Source organism: Sediminimonas qiaohouensis DSM 21189 (genome assembly GCF_000423645.1).
GTDB lineage: Bacteria > Pseudomonadota > Alphaproteobacteria > Rhodobacterales > Rhodobacteraceae > Sediminimonas > Sediminimonas qiaohouensis.
In genome coordinates this window covers 93,191-110,372 of record NZ_AUIJ01000002.1, presented here as the reverse complement: position 1 = coordinate 110,372, position 17,182 = coordinate 93,191, and the positions used below count along the sequence as shown (strand labels likewise).

Genomic DNA, 17,182 nt, shown 5'->3' with positions numbered 1-17,182 from the left:
GGCAGGGGCCGCGCAAGGCCCTCGCAAGGATCAAGGCCGCAGGTTCCCGCCTGCGGCCTTTTTCTTGGAAGGGTTCGAATCAGCCCTCACCGCCGCCACCTGCGCGCCAGCTCGCCCACGCCTCGGGCGTGTCCAGATCGGTGGTGGCATGTCCGCCCGGCAAACGCAGTAGCGCCACGCGGTCGTTATGCGCCTGCACCACGCCGCGCGCGCCCTCGTCGCCCGCAAGGCAGCGCAGCTTGGCAAACAGGTCGCTGGGAAAGATCACCGGGTGCCCCGGCGTGCCACCCTCATCGGTTGCCCGCAGGATCGGGCGCGGCGGCGCGGCCTGCTCGAACGCGTCGAGCGCGGCGCGCAAATCGGCCTCGGTCAACTCTGGCATATCGGCGGGCAGGATCATCACTCCCGGCGCGCCTAGTGGCAGGGCGGCAACGCCCGCGCGGATCGATGCGGCCATGCCTTCATCCGCATCCGCCACCCAGACGGGGCGTGCGCAGGTGCCTTCAATCACCTCGGCGCGCGGATGGTCGGGGCCGGGCAGGGCGACGAACACGTCGCGCCCCGCAGCGCAGGCGCGCCCGACTATTACCTCCAGCAATGGCTGCCCCGCCACGGATTGCAACAGCTTGTCAGCCCCGCCCATCCGGCGCGAGGCGCCAGCGGCCAGAATCAGGATCGGTGTCATCGCGTCCTCGGCCTTTTGCGTGCCTCGCCCGCCATGAAACGGCACACGCGCCGGCCGATCAAGCCCCGCCGCGCATGCGCTGCCCGTCCGCATCGAATAGCGGCGCGTTCAGACGCCTGGCCGGGCACATCTTTCCCAGTATCTCGATCTCGGCTTGCAATTCCGGCTCGTCCGCGCGCGCCGCCGGGATCAGGCCAAGCGCGATGGATTTGCCCGCATGGTGCGAATACCCCCCCGAGGTGCAGAACCCCTGCACCTCGCCATCCAGCCAGATCGGCTCGTACCCGTGGACATCGGCATCCCGCGCCTCGACCTCGAACGCCACCAGCCGCCGCGCCGGGCCTTCCGCGCGCTCGGCCTCGGCGGCGTCGCGGCCGATGAAATCGGCCTCTTTCTTCCACGCGATGAACTTGTCCATGCCGGTTTCGCCAGGCGTGTAATCGGGCCCGTATTCGCGCAGCCACGCGCCAAAGAACTTGTCCAGCCGCAGCGACATCATCGCGCGCATTCCGAACGGGCGCATGCCATGCGGCTGCCCCGCGGCCCACAGGACCTGCCACAGCGCGCGCTGCGCCATCGGCTCGCAGTAGAGCTCAAAGCCCAGATCGCCGGTGAAACTGACGCGCTGCACAAGGCAATCCACCATGCCCAGGGTCATCTTGCGCACATCCATGAACGCCATGTCGGATACATCGCTACGCGTGCAATCTTGCAATACCTCGCGCGCCTTCGGTCCGGCAATTTGGAACCCTGTCAGGCGGTCGCTGACATTCTCGATATGCACGCCGTCGGCGCCATGCTGCGTGAACCAGCGCATATGGAATGCCTGCGCGCCATAGCTGGCAGTCAACTGATAGCTTTCCGCACCAAGGCAGGAGATCGTGAAATCCCCCATCAGCCGCCCCTTGGGCGAGAGCATCGGGCTCAGGCTCATGCGCCCGGGCTTGGGGATGCGCCCCGCCATGATCCTGTCCAGCCACGCGCGCGCACCGGGCCCGGTGACAAGGTACTTGCCAAAGTTGTGCGTCTCATTAATGCCCACACCCTCGCGCACCGCAGCCACCTCGCGCGCGGCAGCGTCATGCGCGTTGGACCGGCGGAATGACGGGGTTTCATACCGCGCTTCGCCGTCGCGGGCGAAATAGTTGACCACCTCAAGGCCGTACTGATGGCCCAAGACCGCGCCCATGCCATCGAAAATGTCAAACATGGGCGTTGTGCGGAACGGCCGCGCGGCGGGCAATTCCTCGTTCGGGTAGCTGACCGAGAACCGGCGCTGGTAATTCTCCACCACCTTGGGCCGGGTATAGCCCGGCGTGATCCAGTCCCCGTAGCGCGCCACGTCCATCGCGGTGACATCGCGCTCGCATTCGCCCTCGACCATCCATTGCGCCAGCATCAGGCCCACGCCGCCGCCTTGGCTGAACCCGGCCATCACCGCCGCCGCCGACCAGTAGCCGCGCAATCCCGGCACCGGCCCGATCAGCGGGTTACCATCGGGGGCAAAGGTGAACGGCCCGTGGATCACCGATTTGACGCCGGCCCGCTCCAGCACCGGAAAGCGGCGATAGGCGAACGCGATGCTGTCCTCGATCTTGTCCAGGTTGTCGGGCAGCAACTCATGCCCGAAATCCCACGAGGTGCCATCCACCGCCCAGGCCCGCGCGTTCTGCTCGTAGAAGCCGATGCACAAACCGCGCCCCTCTTGCCGCAGGTAGGATTCGCCACCCGGGTCCATCAGGTGCGGGTGCTCGCTGTCGCGCTCGTATATCTCTGGCACCGCGTCGGTGACGATATACTGGTGCTCCATCGGGTGCAGCGGCAGGTAGACGCCCGCCATCGCCGCCACCTCGCGTGCCCAAAGGCCGGCGGCGTTGACGACATGTTCGCAATGCACCGTGCCCTTGTCCGTCACCACGTCCCAGGTGCCATCCGTGCGCTGCGTGGTGGCGCGCACCATGCAATGCGTCTCGATACTGGCGCCGCCCATCCGCGCCGCGCGGGCATAGGCATGGGTGGTGCCCGACGGGTCCAAATGCCCGTCCAGCGGATCGTAAAGCGCGCCGATGATACCCTCTAGATTGGTGATCGGTGCTATCTTGGCGATTTCCTCTGGGCCGATCACTTCGGTCTCCAACCCCATGAACCGGTGCTTGGCCCGCTCCGCCAACAGCATGTCGAACCGCTCTTGCGTGTCGGCCAGTGTTACGCCGCCGACATGGTGCAGCCCGCAACTCAGGCCGGTGATCTCTTCCAACTCCTTGTAAAGCTTGATCGTATAGCCCTGCAGCGCCGCCATGTTGGTATCGCCGTTCAGGGTGTGAAACCCACCCGCCGCGTGCCATGTGCTGCCGCTGGTCAGCTCCGACCGCTCCAGCAGCATCACATCCGTCCAGCCCAGCTTGGTCAGGTGATACAGGACCGAACACCCGACGACCCCGCCGCCGATGACGACAACACGCGCTGTGGATTTCATGAGCTTCCTCCCGTTTGCGTGCCACAACCCTTTCGCCCCTGCCGGGGGCAGGCAAGCCCAAAGGCGACACCTTATGTCGCAAGTGGATAAGTTCGAGGGCTTGCCCTGGTATGACGCGGGGTGGTGTAGGTGGCTTATTCAACGCCGCGCACACGGCTCGTACTCTGATCGCGGCGGTATCAAATAGGGGCGGACCCGGCGGTGATCCGCGATGCACCCGCCTTCGACCCGGCTGGGCAGAAACTGCGCGCGCGTGCAAGCGTACGAAACGTACGTTTCACGTCGTGAAATGTCCGGTTCGTACGTTTGTCCCCCTCAGGAGGGTCGGTCGAGCGGCCGGACCTTGAGCTTGCTGATCCGGTTTCCGTCGCGCTCGACCACCTCGAAGCGGAAGCCGTGAAAGCTAAAGACCTGCCCCATCGTCGGGATCATCTGCGCCTCGTGAATAACCAGCCCCGCAACGGTGTTCGCCTCCTCGTCCGGCAGTGACCAGTCGGTCGCGCGGTTGAGGTCTCGGATCGTCATGTCGCCATCAACAAGGAATTGATTATCCTTGCTTTTCTGGATCGGATGATCGGTGGCCGGGTCAAATTCGTCGGTAATCTCGCCGACGATTTCCTCCAGGATATCCTCTAGCGTGATCAACCCTTCCAGGCTGCCATATTCATCCACCACCAACGCGAAATGGGTTCTGCGGCGCAGGAACTGGCGCATCTGATCGTCCAGCGTGGTGGTGTCCGGGACAAAGTAGGGCGGCATCGCGACGTCAAGAATATCAAACCTTTTCAAAGTTGTAGGAGATCCATCCGGCCCGTATGCCAGTTTGTGCATCGCCCTCAACAGGTCTTTTGCATGTACCACGCCCAGGATGTTGTCCGGATCGTCCCGATAGACCGGCAACCGGGTATGGCTGCTTTGCAGGCATTGCTCCAACAGGGTTTCGGGGTCGCTTGCGGCATCCAGCATCTCGATCTGACTGCGGTGCAGCATGATCTCTTCGACGGCCCGCTCCCCCAGGTCCAACGCCCCCAGGATCCGGTCGCGATCTTCCTTCTCGACCACGCCTTCGGAATGGCCAAGGTAAAGCGCGCCGGCGATTTCCTCCCGGACCGCAAGGATATGGCTGTCAGGATCGGTCCGGACCCCGACCACGCGCAGCAACCCGCGCACCAGCCACCGCACCGCGGCGACGACCGGCGCGAAGACCCGGATCACCACAGCGATGAACGGCGAAACCCGCGCCGCGGCCGATTCCGCGTTGGTGATCGCATAAGTCTTTGGCAGCACCTCGGCAAAGATCAGTACCAGCAGCGTCATCACCAGTGTCGCCAGCGCGACGCCGGATTCTCCGAACAGCTTTGTAAACAAGGCCGTTGCGATGGATGCGGCAAGGATATTGACCAGGTTGTTGCCCAGCAGGACAGACCCGATCAACCGTTCGTTGTCCTCGGTTATGATCAGGGCCTTCTGCGCTCCCTTTGATCCCTTGTCGGCCTGTGCCCGCAACTTGCCGCGCGACGCCGCGGTCAATGCCGTTTCCGATCCCGAGAACAAGCCGGATAGAAACAGCAGGAACAGGATGGCCAACGTGGTAATCCAGAAGGCCGCATCAAACATGCTTGAGGTGTCGTCCATTGGGGTTGTGTCCTTGTCGCCTGCATGCGGTTATGGGGATGAAACCCCTGTCAATCAAGGGACTGTCGCGATGCGGATTGACAACACTGGCGTTCTGGATGGTGCGGTGCTGCTATTTGGCGGCGTGCATTCGAACCTGCACGCGCTGCACGCGCTCATGCAAAAGGCGCATGATCTGGGCATTCCGCCAGGGCGGATGGTATGCACCGGCGATGTCGTGGCCTACTGCGCACAACCCGCCGAATGCGTTGATCTGATCCGGCACAGCGGCATTCACGTTGTTGCGGGCAATTGCGAGCGGCAACTGGCCAGTGGCGCCATGACCTGCGGTTGCGGATTCGAGGAGGGGAGCACCTGCGACCGGCTCTCGGCAGGGTGGTTTGCGCATGCTGATGCCCATATCGGCGCATCCGACCGGCAATGGATGGCGGAGCTGCCCGACATGATCCGGTTTCACCACGCGGGCCGCGATTACGCCGTGATCCATGGAGGCGCAACGGATATTAGCCGCTTCGTCTGGCCGATTAGCGCCGACGCGGTGTTTACCGAGGAATCCCATGAAATTGAACGACATTGTGGGTTTGTCGATGTGGTGATTGCGGGGCATTGCGGGCTTGCTTTCATACGCCCGGGGTCGCCCGATTGGATCAATGCCGGTGCGATCGGTCTGCCGCCGAATGATGGCGCGCCGCAGACACGTTTTGCCGTCCTGACGGGGCAGGGTCCGCGTATCGAGCGCCTGAGCTATGACGCCCAAGGCGCGGCGCGGCAGATGCAAAAGGCCGGTCTTGTGCAGGGGTATGATCGCGCCCTTCTGACCGGGCGATGGCCATCCGAGGATGTTCTGCCGCCTCAACTGCGTGGCGGCGCCTTGGCCAGCGGGTGATTGTCCAGCACCAGTTGCCTGAGCCGCTCTTCCAGAACATGGGTGTATATCTCGGTCGTGGCGATGTCCGCGTGGCCCAGCAACGTCTGGATCGCACGCAGATCCGCCCCGTTCTCCAGCAAATGGGTCGCGAAGGCATGCCTGAGCGTGTGGGGGGTGACGGCGTCCGGCGCGACGCCGGCGCGGTGTGCCATCTCCTTGATAAGAGTGTAGAAACGCACCCGCGTCATGTGCCCCGCCTTGCTACGCGAGGGAAACAGGAAGCGCGAGACCGGCTTGCCCTCTGCGCGGTCCCGGTTGGCTTGATCGTCTAGGTGGGCCAGCCAGTCGCGCAGCGCCTCGCGCGCCGGGGGCGAGAGCGGCACCATGCGCTCCTTGCCGCCCTTGCCCTTGATCAGCAGCATCCTTGGATCGCCCCGGGCGGCCTCTTGCGGCAGCGAGACCAACTCGCTGACGCGCATTCCCGTGGCATAGAGCAACTCCATCAGGCAGGTGTTGCGCAGCCGGTCGGGAATGCCGCGCCCGTGCTGTTTTGCGGCCTCCAAAAGACGGTCCACCTCGGCCGTGCTAAGCGTGCCGGGCAGGTGCTTGCTCCGTCCCGGCCCGGCGATGCGTTGCGCGGGGTTGTCGGTGCGCCACCCCTCGTCAAAGGCAAAGCGGTAGAGCTGCTTGATCGCGGATAATCGCCGCGCCCTCGTTGCGGCGGCCAAGCCTTGGGCCTCGCAGGCAATCAGGTATCCCTCGATCGCCTCTTGCGTTGCCGTAGCGAAGCCCCCCCTGGTGCCCAGGTATTCGGCCACATCGCGCAGGTCACGTGCATAAGCAAGCTGCGTGTTGTGCGAGGCCCCCTGTTCGGCGGCCTGCGCCTCGATGAAGGTGGAGATCCAGCGCCGGTCATCCATGTCTATAGCCGTGGCCGCAACAGCAATAGCTGTAGCGCGGCGCTTCGTGCGATATCCTCAAGGCCGACGGCGCGGAACGTGGCAAGCGATTGCGAAATGCGTGTCAGGTTGCCTTGTACGCCTTGCTCGTACTGGCGCATCGCGGTCAAAATTACCTCTCCGAGGCGCGAGTCCCGGGTAGCCTCTTGAACGCCTTTGGGTGTGGCCGCAGCAGAAAACCCCTTGGCAATAGCGCGCTCCAGTTGTCCGGTCGCCTGGGGCAAGGCAGGTGAGCCGCGCGCGAGCCCGTTCACGAACGCCAGCTCTGCCTGTTTGATCCCTGTTGTTCTTGCGGCCGCCTCGTATTCCGGCCCCAGCAGCGCGATCTCATAGGCCAGCGCAGCGGCGGATCCCGTCAGCGGGATGCGTGAAAGGCGGCTTGCGAAAAGTGCGGCAAAGGGCACCTCCAGTTCTGCCGATTGCATCGCGATCCAGACGACAGGCAGGGTTTCGGCGATCGCCTCGGCGTCGCGCCGGCGCATCGCCTCGTCAAAGGCCTGAAGCGCCTCGACCCTGTCCCAGATCCCGCCCGATGCAGCGGGTTGCCGCGCCGTGTATATGCCAAGCAGCCGGTTTTCCGGCAGGGCGCCGGTACGCGCCAATCGCTCCGCCGCGGTCAATTGCGCCTTCCACCCGGCGGTGCCGCGCAGATCCGAGACGGCAAAGGCGCGTGGTAACGATGTCGTCGGCAATGGCTCTCCGACCGCTTCGCGTAGCCGAAAGACAAGGGCGGTCGGGTTTTGTGGTGGCGGCGGTGGCTCGACCCCGTGAAACAACTCCGGCTCAAGGAACCAAGCCAGCAGGTCTTCCTCATCCTCCGACAGAAGGCCAAGCGCCGCGGATGTATCCAGCAGCAGCGCTGCATCGGCCCATTGCCCGCCCCGTGCCATACAAAAGATGCGCGTGGCTTGGGATTGCGTCAGTGTCGGGCGCGCACGCAATGCTTGGCATACGGTATCCTCCTGGCCGGTCAGAAGGGCCGCATCGAACCACAGATCAAACAGGCCCGGCCGCTCTGGCCCAGCACGATCCAGAAGCGCGAGCGCCGGGTCCAGTGCGCCCAGATCCATCAGCTTTTCAACGCGTCCCTGGAGGAACTCGTTGGCATTGCCGTTTTGTTTAGGGGGCTCCGCCTCGGCCAACAAAAGCGTGTAGAGCAGCCGCTGCATTGCCGGCAGCCGGGCAACGCGCCGCTCGCGCAGCAGGGAGATCAACGTGCCACTATCCGAACCGGCCCACAAATCAGACGGCAGGCCGCTGACGCGCGAAGACACCAGACCTACGGCATCGGCCTCGACCGTCACCTCAAGCGGCAGGACCTCGATATCTGGGGGCTGCACGCTTTGTACTCCGGGGTGCGCGCCGCGCTCAAAAGATCGGTCCAGATCGCGCTGCGTGATCGGCGGCGCCGAATGCTCGCTCAGCCAATCGATCGCCGAGAGCGGCTCCTGCGCCAACGCGCCTTGCGCGGCAAACAGAAGCCAGGCCGCAGCTATCCCGCCGCCGCGCGTCATTCGCCGCCGCTGCTGCCGGGGGAGTCCGTGTCGAGCGGTAGCACGACCGTTTGCGTGATGTCCTCTTTGGGCGCTGAAAAGTCAGCCCCAAGGAATGGTCCGATATATGCGTACCCCACCAAGGCAATTCCCCCTAGTAGCGCCAGATAGAACAAGTACTTGATGAGCCGTAGCATGGATCCTGCCTGTTGCGACGATTTGTGTGCCGTCATTTATCAAACATATATCTGGCCTTTGGCTCAAGTTCACGTCATTCAGGCGAAAATATTGAAAAATAGCGGCGGATGGCCGAAACAGGCGGATAATGGCTTGGGAACTGAAAAAAACAGTCGTGCTGGTTGGCATGATGGGTGCGGGAAAAACCGCAGTGGGCAAAGCGCTTGCCTCGATGCTGGGCGTTCCTTTTCTGGATTCGGATGCCGAGATCGAGGCCGCGGCAAATCTGCAGGTTTCCGAGATATTCGCCCGAGACGGCGAAGCCTTTTTTCGCGACAAGGAAACTCAGGTTATCGAGCGCCTCTTGCATGGCTACGCGGGTATCCTGTCGACGGGTGGCGGCGCCTTCCTGGCCGAACGCAACCGGGATCTGATTCACCGCGATGGCGTGTCGGTCTGGTTGGATGCGCGCCTTCCGCTACTGTGGCGGCGCGTGCGTCACAAGGATAGCCGACCATTGCTGCGCACACAAAACCCGTACCAAACGCTGTCCGATCTGTACGAGGCGCGCGTGCCGCACTACGCCAAGGCGGATCTGCGGGTGGATGTGCTGCCCGGCCTGTCGATCGAGGAAACAGCGCGCAGCGTGCTGAATGCACTTAGCCAGCGGCCTGATGTGCTGCAACAGGAGCCGAGCGAATGAAAACCGTTCATGTCGATCTGGGCGCGCGTGCCTATGATATCCATATCGGCGCCGACCTGCTGACCCGGGCGGGGGACCTGATTTCGCCGCTCCTGCAGGGGCGCCCGCGTGTCGCCGTGGTCACCGACGAAAACGTGGGTTCGCTGCACCTTGAGACGCTGCGGCAAGGGTTGGCGGATGGCGGCATCGAAATGGTCGCTCTTACTCTGCCCGCAGGCGAGGCCACCAAGAGCTGGCCCCATTTCACGCGCTGCACCGAGTGGTTGTTGGAGCAAAATGTCGAGCGGCATGACATTGTCATAGCCCTTGGCGGCGGCGTGATCGGCGATCTGGTCGGGTTCGCCGCGGCGGTGCTTAGGCGCGGGGTGCGCTTTGTGCAGATCCCCACGAGCCTGCTGGCGCAGGTCGATAGCTCTGTCGGTGGCAAGACGGGGATCAACTCGGCGCTTGGCAAGAACCTGATCGGGGCATTTCATCAACCCAGCATGGTACTGGCTGATATTGGCGTTCTGAGTACGTTGACGCAGCGCGACTACCTTGCCGGTTATGGCGAGGTGGTGAAGTACGGGCTGCTTGGCGATCGCGGTTTCTTTGAGTGGCTTGAGAAAAACGCAGCCGCCGCAAACGGGGACATGGAAGCGCGCATGATGATCGTGAAGCGGTCGGTCGAGATGAAGGCCGAAATCGTTGTTCGTGATGAGACCGAAAAGGGCGACCGCGCGCTATTGAACCTTGGTCACACCTTTTGCCATGCGTTGGAGGCCGCGACCGGGTATTCTGATCGGCTGCTGCATGGCGAGGGGGTTGCGATAGGTTGCGAACTGGCGCTGGATCTGTCGGCGCGCCTGGGGCTGTGCCCCCAGGAAGAGCCAAGCCGCCTGCGTGCCCATTTGCGGGCCATGGGCATGAAGACCGAACTTTCCGATATTCCCGGGGACTTGCCCGATGCCGACGATCTGATTGCGCTCATGGCACAGGACAAGAAGGTCAAGGGCGGCAAGCTTCATTTCGTCCTTGTGCGCGGGATTGGCGAGGCCTTCGTGTCGGCGGATGTGCCTGCGGGCATCTTGCGCGAAACGTTGAGCGACGCCTTACGCGGCTCCACCGGCTAGAGAAACGGCGCAGGTGGCTAGGCGCCCTGCGTCCGACAATCCCGTCCAACAAACGAATACGGGCCCCGGAATTCCGGGGCCCGTTTCGACTTTGGTGTTGTGCCTTGCCTAGTGCGCCGGCTGCTTGTCCCAGTCTTCTTGCTTGGGAAGCTGCTCGAACGTGTGCTCGGGCGGCGGGCTGGGCAGGGTCCATTCCAGTGTGTCGGCGTACTCGTTCCAGTAGTTGTTCTCGGTCACGCGTGCCCCGCGAGTAAGCGAATAGGCCATGATACCGAAGAAGAACAGGAACGAGGCGAAGGACAGGAACGCCCCCATCGACGAGACATAGTTCCAGGTCGCAAATGCCTCAGGGTAGTCGATGTACTGACGCGGCATGCCCTGACGACCCAGGAAGTGCTGGGGGAAGAACGTCAGGTTGGCGCCGATGAACATCATCGCGAAGTGCAACTTGCCCGCCCATTCCGGGTACTGCCGCCCGGTCATCTTTCCGAAGTAGTAGTAGATGCCGGCAAAGATGGCGAACACCGCGCCAAGGCTCATCACGTAGTGGAAGTGCGCAACCACGTAGTATGTGTCATGATAGGCACGGTCGACTGCGGCCTGGCTGAGCACCACGCCGGTCACGCCGCCCACGGTGAACAGGAACAGGAACCCGAACGCCCAGACCATCGGCGTCTTGAACTCGATCGAGCCGCCCCACATCGTTGCGATCCAACTGAACACCTTCACACCCGTTGGCACCGCGATCACCATCGTGGCCAGCATGAAATAGCTTTGCTGCGTCAGCGACATACCCACCGTGTACATGTGGTGCGCCCAAACTACAAAGCCCAGCACGCCAATGGCGATCAGCGCCCAAACCATCGGCAGGTAGCCAAAAATCGGCTTGCGCGAGAAGGTCGAGATGACGTGGCTGATGATGCCAAAGCCGGGCAGGATGATGATGTACACCTCCGGGTGGCCAAAGAACCACAGGATGTGCTGATACAGCACTGGATCGCCGCCGCCGGCGGGGTCAAAGAACGTCGTGCCGAAGTTGCGGTCGGTCAGCAGCATCGTGATGGCGCCCGCGAGTACCGGCAGCGACAACAGGATCAACCATGCGGTGACAAAGATCGACCACGAGAACAGTGGCACCTTGAACAGGCTCATGCCCGGCGCGCGCATGTTCAGGAAAGTGGTGATCATGTTGATTGCACCAAGGATCGAGCTGGCTCCCGAGACGTGCACGGCAAAAATGGCCAGGTCCATCGACATGCCGCCCTCGTTCACCGACAGCGGCGGGTAGAGCACCCAGCCGACGCCCGAACCAAGCTGCCCGTTGCCGCCCGGCGACAGCACCGACGCCACGCCAAGCGCCGTGCCGGCGACGTAGAGCCAGTAGCTGAGGTTGTTCATGCGCGGAAACGCCATGTCGGGCGCGCCGATTTGTAGCGGCATGAAATAGTTGCCAAAGCCGCCGAACAGCGCCGGGATCACCACGAAAAACATCATCAGGACGCCGTGATAGGTGACCAGAACGTTCCAAAGGTGCCCGTTGGGCGTGCAGGTTGCATCCGACGCGATAAAGCGCGCGCCCTCAAGGCACATGTACTGTACGCCCGGCTCCATCAACTCGAGCCGCATGTAGACAGTAAAGGAAACCGAGATCAGACCCACCACCGCGGCGGTGATGAGATACAGTATCCCGATATCCTTGTGATTGGTCGACATGAACCAGCGAGTGAAGAAACCGCGCTGGTCCTCGTGGTCATGGCCGTGAATGGCTGCGTCTGCCATCTTGGTGCCTCCTGTTATGTGTTTGACAGCGCCGGGCACCAGGACCGGGCGCTTGAATTCCATTCATGTTTTAGAATGGCTTGGGGGGCGCGGCAATGACTGAATTTGATCCAGATCAAATAATATTGTCGCACCCCCGGCAGGTCAGCCCCTGGCTGGCCATCATCCCAAAGGGAATTATTCGGCGACGGAGGCCAGGTAGGCGGCCACGTCCTCTCCGCCCTTGCGCAGCTTGAAGGTCATCTTGGAACGCTTGGGATAGCCCTGATCTTCAAGCCAAGCAGAAGGGTCCGCCACGTATACGGCCACTTCCTCTTCGGTCCACGTGAATTCGTCCTCGGCTGCCGCTTCGAGGCCGGGGCCATAGCGGAAGTCCTCGACGGAGCCGGCCGTGCGGCCAATGACGCCATACAGATTCGGGCCAGTCCGGCCACCGCGCACGATGGTTTCGCCCTCATCATCCACGATCATATGGCACGCTTTGCACTTGCGGAATTCCTTTTCGCCCTTGGCTGGATCGCCTCCGGTGTCGCCTTCGGCGAATGCGGGGGCCGCCAACGCAAGCAGGGCTGCCGTAGTCAAAAGGGTTTTCATTGTTCACCTCACGGTTTGCAGTTGTAGTCGCGTTCCAGGTTACACACATAGCCTGACACAAGTTTGGTGCAACGGGCAATTCATCGCAGGGCGAACCGGTCCTCGTCGGCGTGATTCAGCGGTCCGAATACGGACTCGAAACCGCGTTGCAGGGCAACATCGACATCCGACATCGACACCGGCAGGCCCAAGTCAACAAGGCTTGTCACCCCGTGCTCGGTTATTCCGCAAGGCACGATGCCCGAAAAATGCGACAGGTCCGGGTCCACGTTGATCGAAAGGCCGTGAAAGCTGATCCATTTGCGCAAACGAATGCCGATCGCCGCGATCTTGTCCTCGGGCACGGCGCCCGAGGCGGTCAACGGCTTGTCCGGGCGGGCCACCCACACGCCGACCCGGCCGTCGCGGATTTCGCCCTTGATGTTGAAGCTATCCAGCGTGCCGATCACCCAGCTTTCCAGTTGCTGCACAAATCGGCGCACGTCATGCCCCCGGCGTCCGACGTCCAGCATAACATAGACCACGCGCTGCCCGGGGCCATGATAGGTATATTGGCCGCCGCGCTTGGTCGTGAACACGGGAAAGCGGTCCGGGTCCGTCAGGTCAGCGGGCCGGGCGCTGGTCCCGGCGGTATAAAGGGGGGGGTGCTCGACCAGCCAAATGGCCTCGTCCGCGGTGCCTGCCGCGATCGCGGCGGCGCGGTCTTCCATGACCGTTTCGGCGGCTGTGTAATCAGTCAGCCCCTCTGATATGATCCACTCGACCATGTTTTGGCCTCCATCCGGGGTTGCGAAACGGGTCTCCTGGCCCTGAAAACTGCTGTTGCCGGTTTACCCCATGCAGCGGCGAATCGTGCTAATATATGGGAGAATCGAATTTGGTGCATTTGGTATAGGGAGGAATTGCAATGTTTTCCAATCCATTGAAAGCCGCGGTGATCGCGGGCGTGGCGCTTGGCGCCCCGGCGGCGCCCGCTGCGGCGGATAGCCTTGGGTCCGGCTTGATCGGCGGGATTATTGGCGGTGTTATCGTAAATGAAGCGACAAAGAACAAGCGCAAGCGCGTCTATCGCTCGAACGCGTATTCAGCGCAGCGGCAGGCCAATCGCGAAACCCAGACAGCACTGAACTATTTCAGCTTCCCGGCGGGCACACCCGATGGCGTCATCGGCTCGCGCACCCGCGCGGCGGTGCGGCAGTACCAAGCGTATATGGGCTTTCCGGTGACGGGTGAACTGACCAGCTACCAGCGCGACCTCCTGGTGTCCTCGCACAACCGCGCGCAGGCTGGCGGGCCGCAGGTGGTCAAGGCGATGAACAGCTCCAAGGGCGTGCGCGGCCTGCTTAAGACTTGGCAGGGCGAGGCAGGCGGAGCCCGCAGCGCCAGCTATGGCGGCATGCCGCCCGAAGTGTCCGATGCAGTTGACGAAATCGCCGCCTCCAGCGACCCAAGCCCCGAGCAGTTGCTGCAGCGGTCGGGTTTTGTGCAACTTGCCGATCTGAACGGTGACGGCAAGACGGATTATGTGCTTGATACCTCGGTCACCGGCAGTTCCTTCTGGTGCGGCGCTTCGAACTGCTCGGTGATGGTCTTTGCCTCGACGCCTGATGGCTACAAGCGCAATGATTTCCTGACCTACGAGGCCAAGCCGGCGATGTTCAACTGCCACCAAGGCGTGTGCCGCATGAACGAAAGCGTGCCGAAGATGGCCAGTGACACGCCGGATGACGCGGCCCCTGATGCGGCGTCCGAGCCACAAACGCAGATGGCTTCGACCGGCGGGGGTGGAGAGTCGTCAGGCGGTATTTCGGCCTTGCCGATGGCATCAGGCAGCGCGAAAACCGAGGCGTCGCTTGCCAGCCGTTGCAGCAAGGTCAGCCTGTTGACCAATTCGAACGGTGGCTTCGTGACGCAGGCGAACATGACCGACCCCGAGATGGCGATGAGCGAGCAATTCTGCCTGAGCCGCAGCTACGCGATCTCGACGGGCGAGGACATGGTACGCAACGTGCAGGGCCTGACGCAGGCGCAAGTGGATCAGCAGTGCGATTCCTTCGGCCCGGCGATGGCGCCCTATGTTGCCAAGCTCGGTCAAAGCAGCGCGGAGGTGCGGGGCCAGGTTCAGAAATTCGTCCTTGATGCGGACATGTCGGTCGAACAGCTCCAGGGCACTGCAAAGGTCTGCCTGTTCTCGGGATACCGCCGCGACAAGATGGATGTTGCGCTCGGCTCGGCGATGCTTTTGGTCGGGGTCGGCCAGAAACCCTACGCCGAGTTGGTAGGCCACCACCTGTCGCAGGGCTTTGGCGTGGAGACGAACCTGGAGCGCGCGCGCGAGTGGTATTCGTTGGCCGTCGATGCGCTTGAGGGCGGCGCAGAGCCCGTAATCGCGCCCGGGCAACCCGAACGCGTGGGCCTTCTGAAGGCGGCAACGCTTGCCCTTGGTGATACCGCTCAGAACGATGGCATGCCCAAACCAGAGGCGGCATCGCTGCCCAGCTTCTCGGTGGACTAACGACAAACACGGGGGGCATCCGATTAGGGGCGCGTTCGAAAGGATGCGCCCCTTGGCTATCAGGCGTCCGCGTTTGCGAACCGGTCAAGCAGTTCTCGATAGGTCTTGGCACCTTGGGCGCCGGTCACGAGGAACTGCTGCTGAAACACCATGGCAGGAACGCCTGAAACGCCTTGCGCGGTCCAGAATCGTTGCTTTTCGCGGACACTTTCGGCGTGGCGGGCAGTGTCCAGAACCGCGCGCGCCGCTGCGGGGTCAAGCCCGATTTCCCCCGCGACTTCGGCCAGAACCACAGGATCGTTGACATCCCGGCCTTGCGTGAAATGCGCCGTGAACAGCGCCATCTTCATCGGGTGCTGGTGGCCCAGTGTGCCGGCCCAGTCGATTACCTGGTGGGCGCGAAACGAGTTCACCATCCGCATGTCCTCGGAAAAGTTGAAGGTAAATCCCAGGTCGGCGCCAAGCGCTTGCATGCGCTCCCGGTTTTCGGCGCTTTGTTGCGCGGTGATGCCGTATTTGCCGATCAGGTGTTCGCGCAGGTCCTGCCCCGTCTCGGGCATATCGGGGTTCAATTCGAACGGGTGCCACCGCAGCACAGCTTCGTGCCCGCTGGCCGTGAGCGCATGCTCAAGCTGCTTCCAACCGATGATGCACCATGGGCACATGACGTCCGAGACGATGTCGATCTGGATTGGCGTAGCCATTTACCCTCCTGCTATCGGGGCGCTGCGTCTGCGTAAAATGCCCTCCTAGGCCCTTACATAGGCCCGTTCGACGACATTGTCAGTGCCCCGGGCATTGATCTTGAATGATGGCGACGAGTGGTGGTTGACCCGGGCGCATGAGCGCCTCTTGTAAATTCCGCCTCGGCGTGCCGATTTCTCTCTTCACATCCTTGGCACGCTTCGCTATACGCCCCCTCACCAAGCCTAGACAGTGCGGTCGTGGCGGAATTGGTAGACGCGCAGCGTTGAGGTCGCTGTGGGGTAACACCCGTGGAAGTTCGAGTCTTCTCGACCGCACCATTCATCCCTGACAAGCCTATCACGTGTTGACGCGCTGCCGAAACTGGTTGCGCATCTGGCGCGCTGCTACGTCAGCGCACGACGCGCCAGGACAGGTCAAAACCCGGATCGAACACGGTAACGGGGCCATCGTCGGTGTTGATGTGGGTCGGGGTGGGAGTGGGATCGGACTTGGACAGCGTGATGCTTCCGCTGTTGACCGGCAGCCCGTAGAACGCCGCCCCGTGGCGCGCGACGAACCCCTCGAGGCGGTCGAGCGCGCCGTCCTCTTCGAACACCTGGGCAAGGATCGGCAGGGAGTTGGGCGCGGTGAAACAGCCCGCGCAGCCGCAGGCGCTGAGCTTGTTGGAATCGGTATGCGGGGCGCTGTCGGTGCCCAGGAAAAACCGGGCATCGCCGCCCGTCGCGGCCTTGCGCAGGGCAAGGCGATGATCCTCGCGCTTGGCGACCGGCAGGCAATAATAGTGCGGTTTGATCCCGTCCACGAGGATATGATTGCGGTTGATGATCAGGTGATGGGTGGTGATCGTCGCGCCCAGCCCGGACTCGGCGGACTGCACGTAGGCGACGCCGTCGGCGGTGGTGATATGCTCCATCACGACGCGCAGGCCCGGCGTGGCGCGGCGTATTGGGTCAAGCACGCGGTCGATGAACACCGCCTCGCGGTCGAAGATATCGACGTCTGGGTCTGTCACCTCGCCGTGCACGCAAAGGGGGCAGCCGATCTCGGCCATGCGATCAAGCACCGGGCGCACCTTGGCGAAGTCGCGCACACCGGAGGCCGAGTTGGTGGTGGCGCCCGCCGGGTAGAGCTTGACCGCGGTGATCAGCCCGCTGGCATGGGCGGCGGCCAGATCGTCCGGGTCGGTGTCTTCGGTCAGGTAGAGCGTCATCAGCGGCTCGAACACCATGCCGGCGGGCAGCGCCTCCAGGATCCGGTCGCGGTAGGCCGCGGCCTGCGCGCCGGTCACGACGGGCGGCACGAGGTTGGGCATGATGATCGCGCGGGCGAAATCACGGGCGGTTTCGGGCAACACGGCGCGCATCATCGCGCCATCGCGCAGGTGAAGATGCCAGTCATCGGGTCGGGGCAGGCGGATCGTTGTGCTCATGCCCTAGCGGATACACAATTGCCGGGCGTGGGGCCAGCGCCGTTTTGCC

At 63.0% G+C, this 17,182-nt stretch carries 14 protein-coding genes, 1 tRNA gene and 1 pseudogene; 5 read left to right on the top strand and 11 right to left on the bottom strand.

All coding sequences use genetic code 11. The features are described from left to right. Positions 1-79: 79 nt before the first annotated feature. The 3 genes from G568_RS0102820 to G568_RS0102810 all read right to left on the bottom strand — a co-directional run bounded on the left by G568_RS0102820 (position 80) and on the right by G568_RS0102810 (position 4,796). Positions 80-685 (bottom strand): nucleotidyltransferase family protein, encoded by a 606-nt coding sequence (locus G568_RS0102820; protein WP_026756624.1) that lies wholly within the window; start codon positions 683-685, stop codon positions 80-82. A 58-nt stretch (positions 686-743) separates the two neighbouring features. Further along, the gene (locus G568_RS0102815) at positions 744-3,161 is read right to left on the bottom strand and encodes a GcvT family protein (protein WP_026756623.1); all 2,418 of its coding nucleotides are present in this window, start codon (positions 3,159-3,161) and stop codon (positions 744-746) included. Positions 3,162-3,476: 315 nt separating this feature from the next. After that, complete coding sequence (locus G568_RS0102810; RefSeq protein ID WP_026756622.1) at positions 3,477-4,796, bottom strand: HlyC/CorC family transporter; 1,320 nt, start codon at positions 4,794-4,796, stop codon at positions 3,477-3,479. Between the two features lie 70 nt (positions 4,797-4,866). Between G568_RS0102810 and G568_RS0102805 the strand changes: the two genes are divergently transcribed. Then, complete coding sequence (locus G568_RS0102805) at positions 4,867-5,682, top strand: metallophosphoesterase family protein (protein ID WP_026756621.1); 816 nt, start codon at positions 4,867-4,869, stop codon at positions 5,680-5,682. Here the strand turns inward: G568_RS0102805 and G568_RS0102800 are convergent. From G568_RS0102800 to G568_RS18050, 3 genes are read right to left on the bottom strand one after another with little or no spacing between them, the layout of a single operon-like run. Further along, complete coding sequence (locus G568_RS0102800) at positions 5,649-6,584, bottom strand: site-specific tyrosine recombinase XerD (protein ID WP_026756620.1); 936 nt, start codon at positions 6,582-6,584, stop codon at positions 5,649-5,651. The two genes, G568_RS0102805 and G568_RS0102800, sit on opposite strands and share 34 nt — an antisense overlap. Before the next feature lie 2 nt (positions 6,585-6,586). Then, positions 6,587-8,137, bottom strand: coding sequence for a hypothetical protein (locus tag G568_RS0102795; RefSeq protein ID WP_051202632.1), 1,551 nt, complete (start codon positions 8,135-8,137; stop codon positions 6,587-6,589). Then, complete coding sequence (locus tag G568_RS18050; protein WP_037373552.1) at positions 8,134-8,313, bottom strand: hypothetical protein; 180 nt, start codon at positions 8,311-8,313, stop codon at positions 8,134-8,136. Before G568_RS18050 ends, G568_RS0102795 begins: the two co-directional genes overlap by 4 nt. Positions 8,314-8,411: 98 nt before the next feature. On the opposite strand from G568_RS18050, the gene G568_RS18045 reads away from it, so the two are divergent. Both G568_RS18045 and aroB read left to right on the top strand, forming a co-directional pair. Further along, positions 8,412-8,996 (top strand): shikimate kinase, encoded by a 585-nt coding sequence (locus G568_RS18045; protein WP_310701684.1) that lies wholly within the window; start codon positions 8,412-8,414, stop codon positions 8,994-8,996. Continuing rightward, complete coding sequence (gene aroB / locus G568_RS0102780; RefSeq protein WP_026756618.1) at positions 8,993-10,108, top strand: 3-dehydroquinate synthase; 1,116 nt, start codon at positions 8,993-8,995, stop codon at positions 10,106-10,108. The genes G568_RS18045 and aroB overlap by 4 nt, the downstream gene beginning before the upstream one ends. 108 nt (positions 10,109-10,216) lie before the next feature. Here the strand turns inward: aroB and ctaD are convergent, their stop codons facing one another. The 3 genes and pseudogenes from ctaD to lipB all read right to left on the bottom strand — a co-directional run. After that, the gene (gene ctaD, locus G568_RS0102775; protein ID WP_026756617.1) at positions 10,217-11,887 is read right to left on the bottom strand and encodes a cytochrome c oxidase subunit I; all 1,671 of its coding nucleotides are present in this window, start codon (positions 11,885-11,887) and stop codon (positions 10,217-10,219) included. Positions 11,888-12,064: 177 nt separating this feature from the next. Then, positions 12,065-12,481, bottom strand: a complete 417-nt coding sequence (locus G568_RS0102770; RefSeq protein ID WP_026756616.1) for a c-type cytochrome — start codon at positions 12,479-12,481, stop codon at positions 12,065-12,067. 80 nt (positions 12,482-12,561) lie between these two features. Beyond that, positions 12,562-13,254 (bottom strand): annotated as a pseudogene (gene lipB / locus G568_RS0102765) (lipoyl(octanoyl) transferase LipB); the annotation flags it as partial. 134 nt (positions 13,255-13,388) lie between these two features. Here lipB and G568_RS0102760 point away from each other — a divergent pair. Beyond that, positions 13,389-14,996 (top strand): peptidoglycan-binding domain-containing protein, encoded by a 1,608-nt coding sequence (locus G568_RS0102760; protein ID WP_026756614.1) that lies wholly within the window; start codon positions 13,389-13,391, stop codon positions 14,994-14,996. 59 nt (positions 14,997-15,055) lie between these two features. Here the strand turns inward: G568_RS0102760 and G568_RS0102755 are convergent, their stop codons facing one another. Next, on the bottom strand, positions 15,056-15,700 hold the full coding sequence (locus G568_RS0102755) for a DsbA family oxidoreductase (RefSeq protein WP_026756613.1): 645 nt from the start codon (positions 15,698-15,700) through the stop codon (positions 15,056-15,058). A gap of 234 nt (positions 15,701-15,934) precedes the next feature. Here G568_RS0102755 and G568_RS0102750 point away from each other — a divergent pair. Further along, positions 15,935-16,021: transfer RNA gene (locus G568_RS0102750), tRNA-Leu, on the top strand. 71 nt (positions 16,022-16,092) lie between these two features. On the opposite strand, the gene pyrC is transcribed toward G568_RS0102750, so the two are convergent. Next, positions 16,093-17,133 (bottom strand): dihydroorotase, encoded by a 1,041-nt coding sequence (gene pyrC / locus G568_RS0102745; RefSeq protein WP_026756612.1) that lies wholly within the window; start codon positions 17,131-17,133, stop codon positions 16,093-16,095. Positions 17,134-17,182 lie beyond the last annotated feature (49 nt).